Origin of the sequence: Microbacterium sp. GbtcB4 (genome assembly GCF_019091465.1) — a bacterium.
Classification (GTDB): Bacteria; Actinomycetota; Actinomycetes; order Actinomycetales; family Microbacteriaceae; genus Microbacterium; species Microbacterium paraoxydans.
Map to the genome: position 1 here is coordinate 1 of NZ_JAGXJJ010000849.1, position 228 is coordinate 228.

Consider the following 228-nt stretch of genomic DNA (forward strand, 5'->3'; position numbering starts at 1 on the left):
CCGCGCATACGCGCACGGCGGCCGCCCCCCGACCCCCAGGTGGCCGCCGTCACCGGCGGCCCCCGCGGCATCGGCCGGGAGGCGGCCCCCGGCTTCGCGCGAGCGGGGGCATCCGCCGTCCTGCTCGCCCGCGGTGGGCAGGCGCTGACCGAGACGGGCGAGGAGGTCGCCGCGGCAGGCGGGCACGTCCGCGGGATCGTGTGCGACGTCTCCGACCGCCGGGCGGGG

The 228-nt window shown here is 82.5% G+C and carries 1 protein-coding gene; it reads left to right on the plus strand.

What is annotated here, in order from left to right:
* Window positions 1-39: 39 nt before the first annotated feature.
* Window positions 40-228, plus strand: a 189-nt coding sequence (locus KVS71_RS19855; protein WP_217585371.1) for an SDR family NAD(P)-dependent oxidoreductase, incomplete at its 3' end; no start/stop codon positions are given.